The organism is Streptomyces sp. NPDC001832 (assembly GCF_040297265.1).
In the GTDB taxonomy this organism is placed as follows: Bacteria; Actinomycetota; Actinomycetes; order Streptomycetales; family Streptomycetaceae; genus Streptomyces.
On record NZ_JBEOYU010000001.1, the window covers coordinates 221,979 to 238,449 of the forward strand.

Here is a 16,471-nt window from a genome sequence, read left to right on the forward strand (position 1 = left end):
CTTCCGCCATCCGCCGGGTGCGAACGCGCCACGGCGCCTGCCGAGATTGTCCGGTCGGGGACGGGCAGGCGCCGTGCTCAGTTCCGTACGCCTTTGTACGGGACATCCTGTGTGCCGTGATCAGACCGTCAGGGCACGGTCCGTCGGGCGGATCGGGGCCGGCAGGGCGCTGGCTCCGGTCAGGAAGCAGTCCACGCCGCGCGCCGCGGAGCGGCCCTCGGCGATGGCCCACACGATGAGGGACTGACCGCGGCCCGCGTCACCGGCGACGAAGACGCCGTCGACGTTGGTGGCGTAGTCCGCGTCGCGCGCGACATTGCCGCGCTCGTCGAGCTCCAGGCCGAACTGCTGGACCAGGCCGTTGGACTGGTCGGTGCCCGTGAAGCCCATGGCCAGGGTGACCAGCTGCGCGGGGATTGTCCGCTCGGTGCCGGGCTTCTGTGCCGGCTTGCCGTCCTTGAACTCCACCTCGGCCAGGTGCAGGGCCTGGACGTTGCCGTCCTCGTCGCCCTCGAAGTGGGTGGTGGAGACGGAGTAGACCCTCTCACCGCCCTCCTCGTGCGCGGAGGTGACCTTGTAGAGCATCGGGAAGGTCGGCCAGGGCTGGTTGGCGTTACGGTCCTCGCCCGGTCGGGGCATGATCTCCAGCTGGGTGACGGAGAGCGCGCCCTGGCGGTGGGCCGTGCCGACGCAGTCGGCGCCGGTGTCGCCGCCGCCGATGACGACGACGTGCTTGCCCTCGGCTGTGATCGGGGAGACCGTCAGGTCGCCCTCCTGCACCTTGTTGGCGAGCGGCAGGTACTCCATGGCGAAGTGCACGCCGTTCAGCTCGCGGCCCGGGACGGGCAGGTCACGGGAGACGGTGGCACCGGCGGCGATGACGACCGCGTCGTAGCGGCGGCGGAGCCCCGCGGCATCGATGTCCTTGCCGATCTCCACCTCGGTACGGAACTTGGTGCCTTCCGCGCGCATCTGCTCGATGCGGCGGTTGATGTGCGACTTCTCCATCTTGAACTGGGGGATGCCGTACCGGAGAAGACCTCCGATGCGGTCCGCGCGCTCGAAGACGGCGACCGTGTGGCCGGCCCGGGTCAGCTGCTGGGCCGCGGCGAGACCCGCCGGGCCCGAGCCGATGACGGCGACGGTCTTGCCCGAGAGCCGCTCGGGCGGCTGCGGGGTGACGTCGCCGCTGCTCCACGCCTTGTCGATGATGGAGACTTCGACGTTCTTGATGGTGACGGCCGGCTGGTTGATGCCGAGCACGCACGCCGACTCGCACGGCGCCGGGCAGAGCCGCCCGGTGAACTCCGGGAAGTTGTTCGTGGCGTGCAGGCGCTCGGACGCCGCCGCCCAGTCCTCGCGGTAGGCGTAGTCGTTCCACTCGGGGATGAGGTTTCCGAGCGGGCAGCCGTTGTGGCAGAACGGGATGCCGCAGTCCATGCAGCGGCCGGCCTGCTTGCTGATGATCGGGAGCAGCGAGCCCGGAACGTAGACCTCGTTCCAGTCCTTGACGCGCTCGCTGACGGGGCGGGTCTCGGCGACCTCGCGCCCGGTGGTCAGGAAGCCCTTGGGGTCAGCCATTGGTCGCCGCCTCCATCATCTTCTCGGTGGTCTCCTGTTCGGAGAGACCGGCGAGCTCAGCGGCGTCCTTGGCGGCGAGCACTGCCTTGTAGGTGGACGGGATGATCTTGCTGAAGCGGGTCACCGCGGTGTCCCACTCGGCAAGCAGCTTCTCGGCGACCGTGGAACCGGTCTCCTCCTGGTGGCGGCGCACCACATCGTGCAGCCACTGCTTGTCGGTGTCGGAGAGGACCTCGATCGCGCCGAGGTTGCCGACGTTGACGTTGTCGCGGTCCAGGTCGATGGCGTATGCGACACCGCCCGACATTCCTGCGGCGAAGTTGCGTCCGGTCTCGCCGAGTACGACGGCGTGACCGCCGGTCATGTACTCGCAGCCGTGGTCGCCCACGCCTTCCGAGACGACCGTCGCGCCGGAGTTGCGGACGCAGAACCGCTCGCCGGTCCGGCCACGCAGGAACAGCTCGCCGCTGGTGGCGCCGTAGGCGATGGTGTTGCCCGCGATGGTGGAGTACTCGGCGAGGTGGTCGGCGCCACGGTCCGGGCGGACGATGACGCGGCCGCCGGACAGGCCCTTGCCGACGTAGTCGTTGGCGTCGCCCTCCAGGCGCAGCGTCACACCGCTCGGCACGAACGCGCCGAAGGACTGGCCGGCGGAGCCGGTGAACGTGATGTCGATGGTGTCCTGCGGCAGACCGGCGCCGCCGAACTTCTTGGTCACCTCGTGGCCGAGCATGGTGCCGACGGTCCGGTTGATGTTCCGGATCGCGATCCGGGCCCGGACGGGCTGGGCGGCCTCGGCGCTCTCCGCGTTCAGGGTGTCGGCGGCAAGCTTGATCAGCTCGTTGTCGAGGGCCTTGGCGAGACCGTGGTCCTGCCCGACCAGCTGGTGCCGGACGGTGCCTTCGGGCAGCTCCGGGACGTGGAACAGCGGCTCCAGGTCGAGGCCCTGCGCCTTCCAGTGCGTGATCGCACGGTCGGTGTCGAGCAGCTCGGCGTGGCCGACAGCCTCCGCGATCGTGCGGAAACCCAGCTCGGCGAGGAGCTCACGGACTTCCTGGGCGATGAATTCGAAGAAGTTGACGACGTACTCGGCCTTGCCGGAGAACCGGTCGCGGAGGACCGGATTCTGGGTGGCGATGCCGACCGGGCAGGTGTCCAGGTGACAGACGCGCATCATGACGCAGCCGGAGACGACGAGCGGCGCGGTCGCGAAACCGAACTCCTCGGCGCCCAGCAGCGCGGCGATGATGACGTCGCGGCCGGTCTTCAGCTGGCCGTCGGTCTGCACGACGATACGGTCGCGCAGGCCGTTGAGCAGCAGGGTCTGCTGGGTCTCGGCGAGGCCGAGCTCCCAGGGGCCGCCCGCGTGCTTCAGCGAGGTGAGCGGGGAGGCGCCCGTTCCGCCGTCGTGGCCGGAGATCAGGACGACGTCCGCGTGCGCCTTGGAGACTCCCGCGGCGACCGTGCCGACACCGACCTCGGAGACCAGCTTCACATGGATGCGGGCCGCCGGGTTGGCGTTCTTGAGGTCGTGGATCAGCTGCGCCAGGTCCTCGATGGAGTAGATGTCGTGGTGCGGTGGCGGCGAGATCAGACCGACACCCGGGGTGGAGTGGCGGGTCTTGGCGACCCACGGGTAGACCTTGTGGCCGGGCAGCTGGCCGCCCTCGCCGGGCTTGGCACCCTGCGCCATCTTGATCTGGATGTCGTCCGCGTTGACCAGGTACTCGCTGGTCACACCGAAGCGGCCGGAGGCGACCTGCTTGATGGACGAGCGGCGCGCCGGGTCGTAGAGCCGGTCGGCGTCCTCGCCGCCCTCACCGGTGTTGGACTTGCCGCCCAGCCGGTTCATGGCGATGGCGAGGGTCTCGTGCGCCTCGCGGGAGATCGAACCGTACGACATGGCGCCGGTGGAGAAGCGCTTGACGATGTCGGAGACGGACTCGACCTCGTCGACCGGGATCGGCTCACGGTCGCTCTTGCCGTTCTCATGTGTCTTCAGAGCGAACAGACCCCGGAGCGTCATCAGGCGCTCGGACTGCTCGTTCACCCGGTCCGTGTACTTCTTGAAGATGTCGTACCGCTTGTTGCGCGTGGCGTGCTGGAGGCGGAAGACCGTCTCCGGGTCGAACAGGTGCGGCTCGCCCTCGCGGCGCCACTGGTACTCGCCGCCGATCTCCAGCGCGCGGTGCGAGGCGGAGATGCCGGAGGCGGGGTAGCCCTTGGCGTGCCGGGCGGCGACCTCCTTGGCGACGACGTCGAGTCCGGCGCCGCCGATCTTGGTGGCGGTGCCGTGGAAGTACTTCGTGACGAAGTCCTCGTTCAGGCCGACGGCCTCGAAGACCTGGGCGCCGCGGTAGGAGGCGACCGTCGAGATGCCCATCTTGGACATGACCTTCAGGACGCCCTTGCCGAGCGCGTGGATCAGGTTGCGGATGGCGTTCTCGGGCTCGATGCCCTCGATGAACGTGCCGGCGCGGACCAGGTCCTCGACGGACTCCATCGCCAGGTACGGGTTGACCGCGGCGGCGCCGTAACCGATCAGCAGCGCGACGTGGTGGACCTCGCGGACGTCTCCGGCCTCGACCAGCAGGCCCACCTGGGTGCGCTGCTTGGTGCGGATGAGGTGGTGGTGGACGGCCGAGGTGAGCAGCAGCGACGGGATCGGCGCGTGCTCGGCGTCGGAATGCCGGTCGGACAGGACGACGAGACGGGCGCCGCCCTCTATGGCGGCGTCGACCTCGGTGCAGATCTGCTCGATCCGCGCCGCGAGGGCATCGCCGCCGCCGCCGACCCGGTAGAGACCGGACAGCGTGACGGCCTTCATGCCCGGCATGTCGCCGTCTGCATTGATGTGTATCAGCTTGGCCAGCTCGTCGTTGTCGATCACCGGGAACGGCAGCGTGACGCTGCGGCACGACGCGGCGGTCGGCTCCAGCAGGTTGCCCTGCGGGCCGAGCGTGGAGCGCAGCGAGGTGACGAGCTCCTCGCGGATGGCGTCCAGCGGCGGGTTGGTGACCTGTGCGAACAGCTGGGTGAAGTAGTCGAAGAGCAGTCGCGGGCGCTCGGACAGGGCGGCGATCGGCGAGTCGGTGCCCATGGAGCCGAGAGGCTCGCCGGCGGTGCGGGCCATCGGCGCGAGGATGACGCGGAGCTCTTCCTCGGTGTAGCCGAAGGTCTGCTGGCGGCGGGTGACGGAGGCGTGCGTGTGCACGATGTGCTCCCGCTCGGGGAGGTCCTCCAGCTCGATCTCGCCGGCCTCCAGCCACTCCTCGTACGGCTGCTCCGCGGCAAGGGATGCCTTGATCTCGTCGTCCTCGATGATGCGGCCCTCGGCCGTGTCGACGAGAAACATCCTGCCGGGCTGGAGGCGGCCCTTGCGAACGACCTTCGCGGGGTCGATGTCCAGGACACCTACTTCGGAGGAGAGCACGACGAGGCCGTCGTCGGTGACCCAGTAGCGGCCGGGGCGCAGACCGTTGCGGTCGAGGACCGCGCCGACCTGGGTGCCGTCGGTGAAGGTGACACAGGCCGGGCCGTCCCAGGGCTCCATCATCGTGGAGTGGTACTGGTAGAAGGCGCGGCGGGCCGGGTCCATGGAGGTGTGGTTCTCCCACGCCTCGGGGACCATCATCAGCACCGAGTGGGGCAGCGAGCGGCCGCCGAGGTGGAGCAGCTCCAGGACCTCGTCGAAGGAGGCGGAGTCGGAGGCGTCCGGGGTGCAGACGGGGAAGATCCGGTCCAGCTGCGCAGCCCCGAAGAGGCTGGAGGCGAGCTGCGACTCGCGGGCCTTCATCCAGTTGCGGTTGCCCTTGACCGTGTTGATCTCGCCGTTGTGCGCGACGAAGCGGTACGGGTGGGCGAGCGGCCAGCTCGGGAAGGTGTTGGTGGAGAAGCGCGAGTGCACCAGTGCGACCGCGGTGGCGAAGCGGCGGTCGGAGAGATCCGGGAAGAACGGCTCCAGCTGCCCCGTGGTGAGCATGCCCTTGTAGACGATCGTGCGGGCGGACAGCGAGGGGAAGTACACTCCGGCCTCCCGCTCGGCGCGCTTGCGCAGGACGAACGCCTTGCGGTCGAGTGCGATGCCGGTGCTCTCGCCATCCGCGACGAAGAGCTGGCGGAACTCGGGCATGGTGGCGCGGGCGCCGTGGCCGAGGATGTCCGGGCCGACCGGGACCTCGCGCCAGCCGAGGACCTTGAGGCCCTCCTCGGCGGAGATCTTCTCCAGCTTCCGGACGGCTTCGGTGGAGTCGGCCGCGGGCAGGAAGGCGATTCCGACGGCGTAGGCACCGGCCTCGGGGAGGTCGAAGGCGACCTCGTCGCGGAGGAAGGCGTCCGGGACCTGGAGGAGGATTCCGGCGCCGTCGCCGGAGTCGGGCTCGGATCCGGTGGCACCGCGGTGTTCGAGGTTGCGCAGTACGGTCAGCGCCTGCTCGACCAGCTCATGGGTGGCCACACCGGTCAGAGTGGCCACGAACCCGACGCCACAGGCGTCGTGCTCGTTACGGGGGTCGTACATCCCCTGCTGGGCGGGGCGACCATCCATGGGCGACCAGGCGTCGGTACGCATCGGCTCTCCCGTCGTCGTCGTGGCATATGCAGTGCCGAGGGACGACGTTGGCCCTCTGCGAAATTTCGTGCAGGCTACATGATGGGGTGCTTCTCAAGAAGCGGATAGCTTGTTCCAACATGCGGACACCGCGTGAAGCGTTGGGAGTGGGTCGCAGTCGGAGGATCGGCGCCCGGGGGAAACCACAGAGAGCAGGCGTCGTTGCCCGCGGTGTCTACGCCTCATGCCCGGCGGCGAAGAAAATGAAACCGCCAGGTAACGGCTAAATATGCGCAGCCCTGTATAGAGACTCATTTTACGCCGGGTGAAGCCGTCCGCCCAGAGGCCGGCGCCAAGACGTACGTCACACGGATGGCGGCCTGAAGCGTCCGGCTTTGAGGACCAAGCCTCTCAGCCGGACGGCCCATGTCACGCCCCGACGGCCACACCGAACAGCGTGCCCAGACCGTAGGTGATCGCCGCCGCTGCCCCGCCCAGCATCAGCTGACGCAGCCCGCTGTACAGCCAGCTGCGCGCCGTCACCCTGGCCACCACCGCACCGCAGGCGAACAACCCGACCAGCGCAAGCAGCACGGCCGGCCACAGCGCACTCGCACCGAGCAGATACGGCAGTACGGGCAGCAGGGCCCCCAACGCGAACGCGCCGAACGACGACACGGCGGCGACGAGCGGCGAAGGCAGATCGCCCGGATCGACGCCGAGCTCCTCGCGGGCGTGGATCTCCAAGGCCTGCTCCGGGTCGCGCGACAACTGCCGTGCGACCTCGCGGGCGAGTTGGGGCGCGACGCCACGGGACTCGTAGAGCTTGGCGAGCTCCCGCTCCTCGTCCTTGGGATGCTTGCGCAACTCGCGACGCTCGACATCGAGTTCGGCCTCCACGAGCTCGCGCTGCGAGGCGACGGAGGTGTATTCGCCGGCCGCCATGGAGAACGCACCGGCGGCCAGGCCCGCCAGACCGGTGATCACAATCGTCCGCTGGGAGACGGCACCGCCCGCGACGCCGGTCATCAGTGCGAGGTTGGAGACCAGCCCGTCCATGGCACCGAACACCGCCGGGCGCAGCCAGCCGCCGTTCACATCGCGGTGGGTGTGATTGTCGCGGTGCGCCTCGTGCAGTACGGCGTCGGTCTCGATCATGGACACAGTTCTCCCCTTCTCCGGCAGCGGCTTTCACACGCCCCACCCCCGCCCAACACCATCGAAAGTACGCACGAAAAAGGCCCCCCCGCCAGCAAGGCAGGCCGTACTTACCTGCCACTTGACCAGGTAAGTACGGCCTGCCTTGCTGCCTCTGAGCTGTCATCCGACTGGCCCTTTTGTTGCGATTACCGGCCTCTGTCGGGGCTCCGCGTGGCACAGATCGAGCAGGTAAGAGAACTGGCTCGGTGTGAGCGAAGGGTCGACACGATGGAGTTGATCGCAGGAAATCCGGCAGAGCCACGGACGGGCGGCAAGGAGACGGCGGTACGGGGCGGCACGGGCCGGGGCGAGGAGTCGCGGGGAGACCTGGGCGACCGGGCCCGGGGCTCCCTGCTCGGTCTCGCGGTCGGTGACGCGCTGGGCGCACCGGCGGAGAATCTGCGGCCGTCCGAGATCCGTCGTCGCTGGGGCCGGATCGAGGGCTTCGTGAGCGACGACCCCGCGGGTACGGACGACACGGAGTACGCGATCTTCTCCGGGCTGCTGCTCGCCCGGCACGGTTCGGCGCTGACCGTCACCCATGTGGAGCGCGCCTGGCATCTGTGGATCGCCGACCTGGACGAAGGGCCGTTCCGCGGCGCCGGGTTCAGTGAGCGGGGCACGCTGGAGAATCTGCGCCGGGGCCTCGCCGCCCCGATCTCCGCCCAGCACCGGCACGCCTGGAGCGACGGCCTGGCAATGCGGGCGGCGCCGTTCGGCGTCTTCGCGGCGGGCCGGCCGGACGAGGCGGCGCGGCTGGTCGCGGTGGACGGGCGGGTCAGCCATGACGGAGAGGGCATCTACGGCGGCCAGGCGGTGGCCGCCGGGGTGGCCGCTGCGATGGTGGGTGCCGGGGTCGCGTCGGTGATCGCCGCCGCGCTGTCCGTCGTTCCCATGGACTCCTGGACGGCGCGCTCGCTGCGGCGCGCGGTGGCGGCCGCACAGCACACGTACCCCGACCGACTCACCAGGGAACGCGCGGTGCGCTCCGCGGTGGTCGTCGGCGGCTATCCATGGACGGACCTGGCGCCCGAGGCGGTCGGCCTGGCCTTCGGTGCTTTCGCGGCGGCGCGCGGCGAATTCCGTACGGCGGTGCTGACCGCGGTCAACATGGGCCGCGACGCGGACACGACGGCCGCGGTGGCGGGTGCCCTGGCCGGTGCCCTGCACGGGGCGTCCGCGATTCCCCGGCACTGGGGGGAGGCGATCGGCCCGGTCCGGGGCAGCTGCCTGCCGTCGATACGGGGCTACCACGTCCTGGACATCGCGGAGTTGCTCACCCTGGAGGACGCGGACGAGGCGTACGAGGGTGCGCGGGGTGACACCGGTACGCCGGCGGGCGGCCCGGCACGGGACACCGGCACCGGGTACGCGCAGCCCGGCGCCCCTTCCGCAACCTCCTCCACCACAGGCGGAACGCTGGTGGGGACCGCCGCGCGCGGCAATCAGCACGAACCCCGCCGGGACGCCCCCCGCGCCCCCGACTCCCCGGCCGCTCGTCTCCGTGCCCGTCCCGACCCCGGCCACCGGGCCCGGATCGAGGGGCTGTTGCTCGGGCTCGCCGCCGGGGATGCTGCCGGGTGGCCGGCCGCGCGGCACCGGGCCAGCCGGATGCCCGAGTGGACCCGGCGCCTCACCCGGGAGCTCGATACCTTCGCCGAGCAGAACGCCACGACCACGCTGCCCGTCCCCATCGCGCTCAACCAGCCGCCCGAACCCCTGCGGCTCGGGCCGTCCGACGACGCCGAATGGGCGGCGTTCGCCGCCCAGGCCGTGCTCGCCTCGGCAGCCGGTCCGCTGCACGGGCTGTCCCCCGAACACCGGGTGCGGGCCGCCATCGACGTCGCCTGGAACGCCCTGGCAGCCGAGGTCGCCGCGGCTGCCGCCCGTGCCCCCGAGGTCGAGTCCGCGGTGCTCCCCCTGCGCGCACGGATCTCGGTGCGGGCCGGGCTCGGCAATCTCGCCGCCGGCTTGCGCCCGCCCGCCACCGGTCACGACAACCCGCACTACTTCGACGACGCGGCCTGCGTACGGGCCGCCGTGCTCGCCGTCGTCCACCCCGCAGACCCCACCGCAGCCGCCGACCTCGCCGAGTTCGACGCCCGCTACACCCAGGACGGCGACGGCGTGCACGGTGCCCGCGCGATGGCGGCCGCGATCGCCGAGGCGCTGGGCGGTGCGGACGTGGACACCGCAGTGAACGCCGCGCTCGCCCAGCTCCCCGACGGCACGGAGATCGCCCGCAACGCCGCCCACGCCGTCCGGATCGCCCGTGATTTCGTCGGCGAGGCGGCGGGCGCGTTCGCCCTCGTGCCGGTACTGGAGCATCAGATCGTCGACCACGTCTACAGCTACGGGATCGCCGCGGCCGAGACCGTCCCGGTCGCGCTCGCCCTGGCCACCGCGGCCCGCGGCCAGATCGCCCAGGCCATTCCCGCGGCGGCGTGCCTTTCGCGGGTGGCCGACTCGGCGCCCGCCCTGGCCGGCGCACTGACCGGCGCACTCGGCGGCATGGGCGCCGTACCGGGCGGCTGGCGCGAGGCCTGCCGCACCCTGGCGGGGTGTGCGCTGCCCCGGCTCGCGGGGACCGATCTCATCGAACTCGCCGGGCTGCTGGCAGACACGGAACCGAAGCCCACAGATGGGCAATTCGGGGAGCATGTCCTGTGACGGCGACGGTCCCCCTCACCCTGCTGTACGTTCCCGCAGACCGGCCCGAGGTGGTGCGCAAGGCGCGCGACTCAGGAGCGGATGCGGTGATCGTCGATCTGGAGGACGCGGTCGCACCGGACCGCAAGGAGTACGCACGGTCCGCCACCACCGAGCTTCTGTCCGAGGCGGTCGAGGAGACGGCCGTGCCGATCCATGTCCGGGTCCACACCGAGGCGGACGTCCTCGCCCTGGCCGGGCTGCCGGGCCTCGCCGAGCTCCGGCTGCCGAAGATCACACACGCGGCGTCCGTCCATCACATCGCGGCTGTGGCACCGGGGGTCGCGCTCTGTCCGCTGCTGGAATCGGCGCTCGGCATCGAGCACGCGTACACGGTCGCCGCCGCCCATCCCCAGGTCCGCTCCATCGCCCTCGGCGAGGCGGACCTCCGGGCCGATCTGGGGGTACAGGAGGACGCCGGGCTCGACTGGTCGCGCAGCCGGGTCGTGGTGGCCGCCCGCGCGGCCGGGCTCGCGCCACCCACCCAGTCCGTGTACCCGGACGTACGGGACCTGGACGGCCTGTGGGCGTCCTGCGCGCACGGCCGGGCGCTGGGTTTCCTGGGCCGGGCGGCGATCCATCCCCGGCAGCTCCCGGTCATCGAGCGGGCTTTCCGCCCGACGGCACAGGAGGTCGAGGCGGCGGAGGAGATCGTGGCGGCGGCCGTGACGGACGAGGGCGCACTGGCTCTCCCCGACGGCCGGTTGGTCGACTCGGCAGTGGTGGCATCGGCCCGCCGCACGCTGGCGCTGGCGCGGAAGGCAAGGTGACGGGTGACGGGGCGGGATCCGGTGCGGGCCCACCGGCTGACCGGTTCGTCATCGATCGCCGACGACACGCACGGCCGCAGGTCGGCGTAAAGCGTGGGGCCCCGAACCAGACCGGTTCGGGGCCCCACCTGTCAGGCGCACACGGCTCAGCCGTTCTTCGCCGCTTCCACGGTGTCGTTCTTCTCCGGCGCATCCGTGGCACTGCCCTTGGCGCGCCCGGCCTCGCTGTCCGCGTCAGGGACCGCATCCGCGTCGGACGCGACGTCGTGGTCCGCGTCACCAGCGGCAGCACCGGCCGCGTCAGCCGCGGCGTCAGCGCCCTTCGCGCCCTCGCCGCCTTCGTCGTCCGTCGCGCCCGGTTCCACGATCTCCTCGCGCCCCGGCCGTACCTTCGCCGAGATCACCATGTACGTCACCGCCAGTACGAACACGATGCCCGCGGTCCACACGTTGAGCCGTACGCCCAGGATGTGGTGGGCCTCGTCGACCCGCATGTACTCGATCCAGGCCCGCCCGGAGCAGTACGAGGCGACGTACAGCGCGAACGCCCGGCCGTGTCCGAGCTTGAAGCGGCGGTCCGCCCAGACCACCAGCACGGCGACACCGACGCACCACAGCGACTCGTACAGGAACGTCGGGTGGTACGTACCGGCGACACGGTTGGGTCCGTCGCTGATCTCCAGCGCCCACGGCAGATCGGTCGGCTTGCCGTACAGCTCCTGGTTGAACCAGTTGCCCCAGCGACCGCAGGCCTGGGCCAGGGCGATACCGGGGGCGAGCGCGTCGGCGAAGGCGGGCAGCGGGATCCCGCGGCGGCGGCAGCCGATCCAGGCGCCGACGGCACCGAGCGCGATCGCACCCCAGATACCGAGGCCGCCCTCCCAGATCTTGAAGGCGTCGACCCAGTTCTTGCCCTCGCCGAAGTACAGCTGGTAGTCGGTGATGACGTGGTAGAGGCGACCGCCGACGAGGCCGAAGGGCACGGCCCAGACGGCGATGTCGGCAACGGTGCCGGCTCTGCCGCCGCGGGCGATCCAGCGCTTGTTGCTGAACCAGACGGCAACGAAGACACCGATGATGATGCAGAGCGCGTAGCCGCGAAGCGGGATCGGTCCGAGATAGATCACGCCGGTCGACGGGCTGGGAATGAAGGCAAGGTCCATGGCAGGGTCGACGCTACCCTGCCGAGTGGGGCGTACCGCAACCCACACGACAACTTCTGGGTAACGGGCTGGTCATCTGTTCCCCCTGTCGGCCATCCGGCAGCCTCTCAGGAGCCCGACGGCGCCGGGGTGACCGTGCCCGGTTTCTTGCCCTTGTTGGCCTCGGCGACCCACTTCTTCAGGTTCGCCGAGGTGATCTGTTCGCTCCCCTTCTTCGGGAAGATCGAATCGCCATTGAGCAGCGCGGTCGGCGTGCCCTCGAATCCGCTCTTCAGGAACACCTCGTCGGACTTCCGGACCCAGCCGTCGTGCTTGCCGTCCTCCACGCAGCTGCGGAAGGCGGTGGTGTCGAGTCCTGGGACCTTCCCGGAGAGCTCGATCAGCTTGGCGTTGTCGCCGAAGGCGTCGTCGGTCTCCTGCGGCTGGTTGCGGTAGAGGACGTCGTGGTACGCGGCGAACTTGCCGACGTCCTGTGCGCAGGCCGCGGCGTTGGCCGCACGGAGCGAGCCGCTGCCGCCGAGGTTGCCGTCGATGATCGTGGCGAGGCGGTACTCGGTCTTGATCTGTCCTGTGCTCTCCAGCTGGTGGATGGTGTCCCGGAAAGCGTTCTCGAACTGGGCGCAGACCGGGCAGCGGAAGTCCTCCCAGATGGTGAGCGTGGACGGGGCGTTGTCCGCGCCGGCCTGGATGACCAGGCTGTCCTTGCCGGTCGCACCGGACGGCGCGACGAGGGGGCCCGCCGTCTTGCTCTTGTCGCCCGTGTTCGCGGCGATCACGCCGACAACGGCGGCCAGTGCCAGCACACCCACCAGGCCGCCGCCGACGATCAGCCTGCGCCTGCGGCGCTCGCGCGCCTTCTGACGCTCCCGCTGCTGGACGAGCCGGTCTCGCGCGGCCCTTTTTCCCTGTTCGTTCTTCTCGCTCACACCCGCAGCAACGACCCGGGGAGGCACGTGCGCGCCTCCCCGGGCCCAGGTCCACCCGTTTGGATTAGACCGACCGGCAAATGGGGGGCGGCGTCGCGGGGCTGGGCACGCGCATCTGCCGCGTTGTCGTCAATCACCAACGCGCCGCGTTGGCTCAATCCTCCGCCTTGCAGCTGCACGCACCCAGCCCCGCTCCTTCTCCCACCCCCCATGTGCAGGTCGGTCTACACGAGTCTCAGCGCTTTCGAACGCCTTCGGCGAGTTCGCCCGCCAGGGAGCGAACCGTAGCCAGGCCCGCCTCCTCGTCGGGCGCTTCGAGCATGCCCTTGACGAAGGCGGAGCCGACGATCACCCCGTCGGCGAAGCCCGCGACCTCGGCGGCCTGTCGGGCGTTGGAGACGCCGAGGCCGACGCAGACCGGGAGGGACGTCGTGGCGCGGGTGCGCGCGACCAGGCCCTGAGCCTGCTCGCCCACGGACTCGCGGGTGCCGGTGACGCCCATCAGCGAGGCCGCGTACACGAAGCCGGAGCCGGCCGCGGTGATGGTGGCGAGGCGCTCGTCCTTGCTGCTCGGCGCGACGACGAAGACGGTCGCGAGACCGTGCTTGTCGGCGTGTTCGCGCCACAGTTCGGACTCCTGCACCGGCAGGTCGGGCAGGATGCACCCGGCGCCGCCCGCCTCGGCGAGCTCGGCCGTGAAGCGCTCGACGCCGTACCGGTCGATCGGGTTCCAGTACGTCATGACGAGGATCGGGACGCCGGTCGCCGCGTACGCCTCGCGGACCGTACGCATCACGTCGGCGATCTTCACACCACCACGCAGGGCGATGTCGTCGGCAGTCTGGATGACCGGGCCGTCAAGCACCGGGTCGCTGTGCGGCAGCCCCACCTCGACGATGTCCGCACCGCCCGCCACGACCGCCTTCACGGCGGCGATCGCGCCGTCGACGGTCGGGAAGCCGGCTGGGAGATACGCGATGAGCGCGGCCCTGTTCTCCGCTTTCGCCTGTGCGAGGGAAGAGCTCAACAACTCCACATTGCCGCTCACTTGGTGACCTCCTCTTCCCCGTCGGCCACATCGGCCTCGACGACCCCGTCGGTCCCGTCGTACAGCCCGAAGTAGCGGGCTGCCGTGTCCATGTCCTTGTCGCCGCGGCCGGACAGATTGACCACGAGGAGTCCGTCCTTGCCGAGCTCCTTCCCGACCTCCAGGGCACCGGCCAGCGCGTGGGCGCTCTCGATGGCCGGAATGATCCCTTCGGTACGGGAGAGAAGACGCAGCGACTCCATGGCGGCGTCATCGGTGACCGCGCGGTACTCGCCGCGGCCGATGTCCTTGAGGTACGCGTGCTCCGGGCCGATGCCCGGGTAGTCGAGGCCGGCCGAGATGGAGTACGGCTCGGTGATCTGGCCCTCGTCGTCCTGGAGGACGTAGCTGCGCGAGCCGTGCAGGATTCCGGGCTCGCCCGCGGTCAGGGTCGCCGCGTGCTCGCCGGTCTCCACACCGTGTCCGGCGGGCTCGCAGCCGATCAGTCGGACATGGGCGTCCGGGATGAAGGCGTGGAAGAGGCCGATGGCGTTGGAGCCGCCGCCGACACAGGCGATGGCGGCGTCCGGCAGGCGGCCGGTCCGCTCCAGGACCTGGCGGCGGGCCTCGACGCCGATGACGCGGTGGAAGTCGCGGACCATGGCGGGGAAGGGGTGCGGTCCCGCGACGGTCCCGAAGAGGTAGTGCGTATGGTCCACATTGGCGACCCAGTCGCGGAACGCCTCGTTGATGGCGTCCTTCAGGGTCCTGGAGCCGGACCGCACGGCGATGACCTCGGCGCCGAGCATCCGCATCCGCGCCACGTTCAGCGCCTGCCGCTCGGTGTCGATCTCACCCATGTAGATGGTGCATTCGAGGCCGAAGAGCGCGCAGGCGGTCGCGGTGGCGACGCCGTGCTGGCCGGCGCCGGTCTCGGCGATGACCCGGGTCTTGCCCATGCGCTTGGTGAGCAGCGCCTGGCCCAGCACATTGTTGATCTTGTGCGAGCCGGTGTGGTTCAGGTCCTCGCGCTTGAGGAAGATCCGGGCGCCGCCCGCGTGCTCGGCGAAACGCGGGACCTCGGTCAGCGCGCTGGGACGGCCGGTGTAGTTGATCATGAGCTCGTTGAGCTCGGCGGCGAAGGCCGGGTCGGCCTTGGCCTTGTCGTACTCGACGGCGACCTCGTCCACGGCGGCGACGAGCGCCTCCGGGATGAACTTGCCGCCGAACGCACCGAAGTACCCCTCGGCGCTGGGGATCAGACCTTCCGGGTCCGGGATGAAGAAGTCAGATGACATCCGACGTGCTCCTCGACATCGCAATGGGGGGTTCACCGTATGCGCCGTGAGCGGAGCGCCGCCGCGACCGAGGACGGTCGGACGGTGCGGTCGTACGTACGACAGGAGTGGTGCAGGTACGTCGGCCGGGGCTCGCTACAGCGCGGACCCCGTGCGCCATCGCATGCCGTTGACCTGGCCGGGCTCGTCGCCGATCACGTACCGCACCCGCCGTCCGTGCACGCGGCGCGCGGGGGCCCGGCAGCCGCGGGGGCGGCAGCCGCGCGCCAGTGGCGCGTGCGGGTCCCGGGCAGCCGTCACCACGGCCAGGCGCGGCCGGGTGCGGGGCACGGGACGGGCTGCGGACATGGTGCGGGTCAGCCCCGTCCGTGCCGGAGGGCCGGGTGGGCGCCGGCGGCGACCAGGTCGGCGACGGCGGCCCGCGGGTCACGGCCGGTGACCAGGGACTCGCCTACGAGCACCGCGTCGGCGCCCGCGTTGGCGTACGCGATCAGGTCGTGCGGGCCGCGGACGCCGGACTCGGCGACCTTGACGATGTGGTCCGGGATCTCGGGGGCGACGCGCTCGAAGGTGGAGCGGTCGACCTTGAGGTCCTTCAGGTTGCGCGCGTTGACACCGATGATCTTCGCTCCGGCGTCGACTGCGCGTTCCACCTCTTCCTCGTCGTGCGCCTCGACCAGCGGCGTCAGGCCGATGGACTCGGCGCGCTCGATCAGGGAGACGAGGGCCTCCTGGTCGAGGGCGGCGACGATCAGCAGGGCGAGGTCGGCGCCGTAGGCGCGGGCCTCCCAGAGCTGGTACGAGGTGACGATGAAGTCCTTGCGCAGGACCGGGATGTCGACCTTGGCGCGGACGGCCTCCAGGTCGGCGAGGGAACCGCCGAAGCGGCGCTCCTCGGTGAGGACCGAGATGACGGACGCGCCGCCCGCCTCGTAGTCCGCGGCGAGCGCGGCCGGGTCGGCGATCGCGGCAAGTGCCCCCTTGGAAGGGCTTGAGCGCTTGACCTCGCAGATGACGTTCACGCCCTCGCCGCGCAGGGCGGCGACTCCGTTCCTGGCCTCAGGAGCGCGCGCCGCGCGTTCCTTCAGCTCGTCGAGGCTGACACGCGCCTGCCGCTCTGCGAGGTCGGCGCGTACGCCTTCGATGATCTCGTCGAGCACACTCACGCGAGCGGCCCCCTTCCGGGAGGGTGATGAGGGAACAGGATCGGCCATGTCAATGCTATCCGCAGGAGGCCGAAGGGCCCGA

At 70.7% G+C, this 16,471-nt stretch carries 11 protein-coding genes and 1 pseudogene; 3 read left to right on the forward strand and 9 right to left on the reverse strand.

What is annotated here, in order from left to right; all coding sequences use genetic code 11:
• Nucleotides 1-120: 120 nt before the first annotated feature.
• From ABT115_RS01050 to ABT115_RS01060, 3 genes are all read right to left on the reverse strand, one after another.
• Entirely contained in the window at nt 121-1,581 is a 1,461-nt protein-coding gene (locus tag ABT115_RS01050; RefSeq protein WP_351782416.1) for a glutamate synthase subunit beta, read from the reverse strand.
• Nucleotides 1,574-6,151: a glutamate synthase large subunit gene (gene gltB / locus ABT115_RS01055; RefSeq protein WP_351782419.1), complete on the reverse strand. Its 4,578-nt coding sequence runs from the start codon at nt 6,149-6,151 to the stop codon at nt 1,574-1,576. Before gltB ends, ABT115_RS01050 begins: the two co-directional genes overlap by 8 nt.
• A 408-nt stretch (nt 6,152-6,559) precedes the next feature.
• A complete protein-coding gene (locus ABT115_RS01060) occupies nt 6,560-7,294 on the reverse strand; it encodes a VIT1/CCC1 transporter family protein (protein ID WP_351782421.1) in 735 nt (244 codons plus the stop codon).
• Between the two features lie 264 nt (nt 7,295-7,558).
• Here ABT115_RS01060 and ABT115_RS01065 point away from each other — a divergent pair.
• From ABT115_RS01065 to ABT115_RS01075, 3 genes and pseudogenes are all read left to right on the forward strand, one after another.
• Nucleotides 7,559-8,668, forward strand: a pseudogene (locus tag ABT115_RS01065) (ADP-ribosylglycohydrolase family protein); the annotation flags it as partial.
• A gap of 198 nt (nt 8,669-8,866) precedes the next feature.
• A complete protein-coding gene (locus ABT115_RS01070) occupies nt 8,867-10,000 on the forward strand; it encodes an ADP-ribosylglycohydrolase family protein (RefSeq protein WP_351783027.1) in 1,134 nt (377 codons plus the stop codon).
• Nucleotides 9,997-10,809 (forward strand): HpcH/HpaI aldolase/citrate lyase family protein, encoded by an 813-nt coding sequence (locus ABT115_RS01075; RefSeq protein ID WP_351782424.1) that lies wholly within the window; start codon nt 9,997-9,999, stop codon nt 10,807-10,809. The genes ABT115_RS01070 and ABT115_RS01075 overlap by 4 nt, the downstream gene beginning before the upstream one ends.
• A 146-nt stretch (nt 10,810-10,955) precedes the next feature.
• Here ABT115_RS01075 and lgt read toward each other — a convergent pair whose 3' ends face one another.
• From lgt to trpC, 6 genes are all read right to left on the reverse strand, one after another.
• The gene (lgt, locus tag ABT115_RS01080) at nt 10,956-11,972 is read right to left on the reverse strand and encodes a prolipoprotein diacylglyceryl transferase (protein ID WP_351782427.1); all 1,017 of its coding nucleotides are present in this window, start codon (nt 11,970-11,972) and stop codon (nt 10,956-10,958) included.
• 107 nt (nt 11,973-12,079) lie between these two features.
• Complete coding sequence (locus tag ABT115_RS01085) at nt 12,080-12,898, reverse strand: DsbA family protein (protein WP_351782430.1); 819 nt, start codon at nt 12,896-12,898, stop codon at nt 12,080-12,082.
• 235 nt (nt 12,899-13,133) lie between these two features.
• The gene (trpA, locus tag ABT115_RS01090; RefSeq protein ID WP_351782433.1) at nt 13,134-13,946 is read right to left on the reverse strand and encodes a tryptophan synthase subunit alpha; all 813 of its coding nucleotides are present in this window, start codon (nt 13,944-13,946) and stop codon (nt 13,134-13,136) included.
• Entirely contained in the window at nt 13,943-15,223 is a 1,281-nt protein-coding gene (trpB, locus tag ABT115_RS01095; protein ID WP_351782436.1) for a tryptophan synthase subunit beta, read from the reverse strand. Before trpB ends, trpA begins: the two co-directional genes overlap by 4 nt.
• A 135-nt stretch (nt 15,224-15,358) precedes the next feature.
• Nucleotides 15,359-15,571: a tryptophan biosynthesis modulator TrpM gene (gene trpM, locus ABT115_RS01100; protein WP_351782439.1), complete on the reverse strand. Its 213-nt coding sequence runs from the start codon at nt 15,569-15,571 to the stop codon at nt 15,359-15,361.
• A gap of 8 nt (nt 15,572-15,579) precedes the next feature.
• Nucleotides 15,580-16,389, reverse strand: coding sequence for an indole-3-glycerol phosphate synthase TrpC (gene trpC, locus ABT115_RS01105; protein WP_351782442.1), 810 nt, complete (start codon nt 16,387-16,389; stop codon nt 15,580-15,582).
• Nucleotides 16,390-16,471 lie beyond the last annotated feature (82 nt).